The organism is Kitasatospora sp. NPDC127060 (assembly GCF_042724935.1).
Classification (GTDB): Bacteria; Actinomycetota; Actinomycetes; order Streptomycetales; family Streptomycetaceae; genus Kitasatospora.
This window is the reverse complement of record NZ_JBHXEG010000001.1, coordinates 207877-211647: the sequence shown is the minus strand read 5'-3', so window position 1 is coordinate 211647 and position 3771 is coordinate 207877. Positions and strand designations below refer to the sequence as shown.

3 protein-coding genes are annotated in these 3771 nt (G+C 74.5%); all 3 read left to right on the top strand.

What is annotated here, in order from left to right; all coding sequences use genetic code 11:
• Positions 1–233: 233 nt before the first annotated feature.
• The 3 genes from ACFWIS_RS00900 to ACFWIS_RS00890 all read left to right on the top strand — a co-directional run bounded on the left by ACFWIS_RS00900 (position 234) and on the right by ACFWIS_RS00890 (position 3628).
• Positions 234–527, top strand: a complete 294-nt coding sequence (locus ACFWIS_RS00900; protein WP_350511030.1) for a hypothetical protein — start codon at positions 234–236, stop codon at positions 525–527.
• A gap of 131 nt (positions 528–658) precedes the next feature.
• Complete coding sequence (locus ACFWIS_RS00895) at positions 659–2095, top strand: FGGY family carbohydrate kinase (RefSeq protein ID WP_380460623.1); 1437 nt, start codon at positions 659–661, stop codon at positions 2093–2095.
• Positions 2096–2224: 129 nt separating this feature from the next.
• Positions 2225–3628: a glutamate decarboxylase gene (locus ACFWIS_RS00890; protein ID WP_380460625.1), complete on the top strand. Its 1404-nt coding sequence runs from the start codon at positions 2225–2227 to the stop codon at positions 3626–3628.
• The last annotated feature ends 143 nt before the right edge of the window (positions 3629–3771 follow it).

Genomic DNA, 3771 nt, shown 5'->3' with positions numbered 1-3771 from the left:
GCCGTCGGCGATCAGCCGGCCCAGGTGCAGCACCACGACGCGGGGGGCGCTCGCGGGGGCCGACCACACCGACCGGGTGGGGCACAGCACCCGGCGGCCCCCCTCGGCCGGGCGGCCCCGGCGCGCGCCGCCGGCGGCGCCGGGGGTTGCGGGGGAGCGGGGCACGGTTCACCGTCCCGCGCAACGGGTAGGGCAATGCGGCAGAAGGCCGCCAGGAGAGGGTGGGTCCGATCATGTGGAAGCTGTCGTTGGCCGTGGGATTCGCGGCCGGCTACGTCCTCGGCTCGCGGGCCGGGCGTCAGCGCTACGAACAGATCGCCAAGGTCACCCGGCAGATCGCCCAGAACCCCACCGTGCAGGGGGCGACGGACCGGGCGCGGCAGCAGGCCGGCGCGGTGGCCGGGAAGGCGGCCGGCGCCGTCGCGGACCGGGTCGGCGACCGGCTGCCGAACGCGGTCACCGACCGGGTGCCGTACTTCAGCCGCTCCCGCGCGGAGGACGACGGCTGGGGCACCGTCCGGCCGTGACCGGACGGTAGCGTCCGGGGCCCGTCCGCGGGCGCGCCCCGGGCAAAGGGGGTCCCAACGCGCGGTCCCGAACCGGCAACGTCTCACCCGGCCCGGACGCGTCCCGGGCCGGGCTGAGGCATGATCTCGACATGGCCATCGTCGCGGGGATAGACAGCTCGACCAACCGCACCCGGATCGTCGCGTGCGACGCGGACACCGGCGCCGTCCTCCGCTCCGGCAAGGCTCCGCATCCCGTCCCCGAGGACCAGGACCTGCGCCCCGGCGAGGCCGACCCGCAGGTCTGGCTGCACTCGCTCGGCGACGCCGCGGCCGGCGGCCTGCTGGAGAGCGTCCGGGCGATCGGCGTCAGCGCGCAGCAGCACGGCATGATCGGCCTGGACGCCGGCGGGGTCCTGGTCCGGCCCGCGATCCTGTGGCACGACCCGCGCGCCAGCGGCGCCGCCGCCAAGCTGCTGGACGCCCTCGGCGGCCCGGCAGCCTGGACCGCCGCGATCGGCGCGGTGCCCGGCCCGACGTACACCATCGCCAAGCTGCGCTGGCTGGCCGAGTTCGAACCGGCCAACGCCCGCCGGGTCGCCGAGGTGCTGCTGCCGCACGACTGGCTGGTCTGGCAGCTGCTCGGCCACCCCAAGCGCCGCACCACCGACCGCGGCGACGCCTCCGGCACCGGCTACTGGTCCCCGATCACCGGCGAGTACCGGCAGGACCTGGTCGAGCTGGCGCTCGGCCACGAACTGCGGCTGCCGGACGTGCTCGGCCCCGCCGAACCCGCCGGACACACCCCCGAGGGCCTGCTGATCTCGGCCGGCACCGGCGACAACATGGCCGCGGCCCTGGGCCTGGGCCTCGGCCCGGGTGACGCGGTGGTCTCGCTCGGCAGCGCCGGGACGATCTTCGCCGTCCACGACGAGGCCGTGGTGGACGCCACTGGGCTGGTCTCCTCCTTCGCCGACGCCGGCGGCCGCCACCTGCCGATGGTCGCCACCCTCAACGCCGCCCAGGTGCTGCGCGCCACCGCCGCCATGCTGGGCCGGGACCTGGAAGGGCTGAGCGACCTCGCCCAGCACTCCTCCCCCGGCGCCTACGGCCTGGTGCTGCTCCCCTACCTGGACGGCGAGCGCACCCCCGCACTGCCGCACGCCGCGGGCACCCTGACCGGTCTGCGGGCCGAGGCGATGACCCCGCAGCACCTGGCCCGGGCCGCCGTCGAGGGCATGCTGTGCAACATCGCCGACGCGCTGGACGTGCTGCGCGCCCGGGGCGTGGCGATCAAGCGGGTGTTCCTGCTCGGCGCGGCCGGCCGGCTGCCCGTGGTGCGGCACGTCGCCCCGATGCTGTTCGGCGTCCCGGTCGTGGTGCCGCCGCCGGGCGCGCACGCCGCCCGCGGCGCCGCCCGGCAGGCCGCCTGGGCGCTGGCGGGCACCCCCGAACCGCCGGAGTGGACGCTGCCGGACGCCGAGACCATCGCGCCCGAGGACGAGCAGGACCTGGCGATCGGCTCGGCGGTGCGCCAGCAGTACCGGGCCGCCCGGGACCAGATCCACCCGGAGGTCGCCTCGTCGTAGGCGGCGCGGGCCCCTCCGCGGGGGCGGGACGGGATTGGCCGGAGTACGCCGACGAAGATGCGTCGCCCCGCCCCCGATGGCAGCGTGGGTCGGGACACGGCCACCGAGGCGAAAGGGCGGCAGGATCCCATGGCCCTGCACAAGGGGACCGGCGGCGACCGCCGGCTGAGCGTCAGTCCGTTCGTCGGCATCACCGATCCGCTGGGCGCGATGGAGCTGGCCCCTCCGGTGCACCGGCTCGGCGAGGGCCCGGTGGCGGCCGACACCGCGTACCAGCTGGTCCACGACGAGCTGATGCTGGACGGCAGCGCCAAGCTCAACCTGGCGACCTTCGTCACCACCTCGATGGAGGTGCAGGCCACCCGGCTGATGACCGAGTGCCTGGACAAGAACATGATCGACAAGGACGAGTACCCGCAGACCGCCGAGCTGGAGCGGCGCTGCGTGGCCATCCTCGCCGACCTCTGGCACGCCCCCGACCCGGACAGCGCGGTCGGCTGCTCCACCACCGGCTCCAGCGAGGCCTGCATGCTGGCCGGCATGGCGCTCAAGCGCCGCTGGATGCGCCGCTACCCCGAGCGCTACGCGTCCGGGGCCCGGCCCAACCTGGTGATGGGCATCAACGTTCAGGTGTGCTGGGAGAAGTTCTGCAACTTCTGGGAGATCGAGGCCCGCACCGCGCCGATGGAGGGAGAGCGCTTCCACCTCGGCCCCGAGCAGGCGGTCGCCCTGTGCGACGAGAACACCATCGGCGTGGTCGGCGTCCTCGGCTCGACCTTCGACGGGTCGTACGAGCCGATCGCGGAGATCTGCGCGGCCCTGGACGAACTCCAGCAGCGCACCGGCCTGGACGTCCCGGTACACGTGGACGCCGCCTCCGGCGGCATGGTGGCGCCGTTCCTCGACCCGGAGCTGGTCTGGGACTTCCGGCTCCCCCGGGTGCAGTCGATCAACACCTCCGGCCACAAGTACGGCCTGGTCTACCCGGGTGTCGGCTGGGCGCTGTGGCGGGACAAGGAGGCGCTGCCCGAGGAGCTGGTCTTCCGGGTCAACTACCTGGGCGGCGAGATGCCGACGTTCGCGCTCAACTTCTCCCGGCCCGGCGCACAGGTCGCGGCCCAGTACTACGTCTTCCTGCGGCTCGGCCGGGAGGGCTTCCGGGCCGTCCAGGGGGCCTGCCGGGAGGTCGCCACCTACCTGGCCGGGGAGATCGGGAAACTGGGCTGCTTCCGGCTGCTGACCCGCGGGGACCAAGTCCCGGTGTTCGCCTTCACCACCACCGAGGACGTGAACTTCGACGTGTTCGACGTCTCGCGGCGGCTGCGCGAGCGCGGCTGGCAGGTGCCCGCCTACAGCTTCCCGGCGGACCGGGAGGACCTGTCCGTGATCCGGATCGTCTGCCGCAACGGCTTCTCCCGGGACCTGGCCGACCTGCTGCTGGCCGACCTCAACCGGCTGCTGCCGGAGCTGCGGCGCCAGCCCGTCCCGCTCCGGGAACTGGGGATGCCGGCCCGCGAGGGCTTCCACCACTAGGGCCCGCCCGCCACGCGGGCGCCACGGGCCGGAAACGCCGCAGCGGGAGGGCGCTGGGAAGCGCCCTCCCGCCGGGTGGTCATAAACAAAAACCCGCCCACCCGACCTGTGCCAATAGCGGATTGCGTGGTAGGGGTGGTAAT

Coding starts and splice junctions, on each gene's coding strand:
- ACFWIS_RS00900 (WP_350511030.1), top strand. CDS start 234: ATGTGGAAGCTGTCGTTGGCCGTGGGATTCGCGGCCGGCTACGTCCTC.
- ACFWIS_RS00895 (WP_380460623.1), top strand. CDS start 659: ATGGCCATCGTCGCGGGGATAGACAGCTCGACCAACCGCACCCGGATC.
- ACFWIS_RS00890 (WP_380460625.1), top strand. CDS start 2,225: ATGGCCCTGCACAAGGGGACCGGCGGCGACCGCCGGCTGAGCGTCAGT.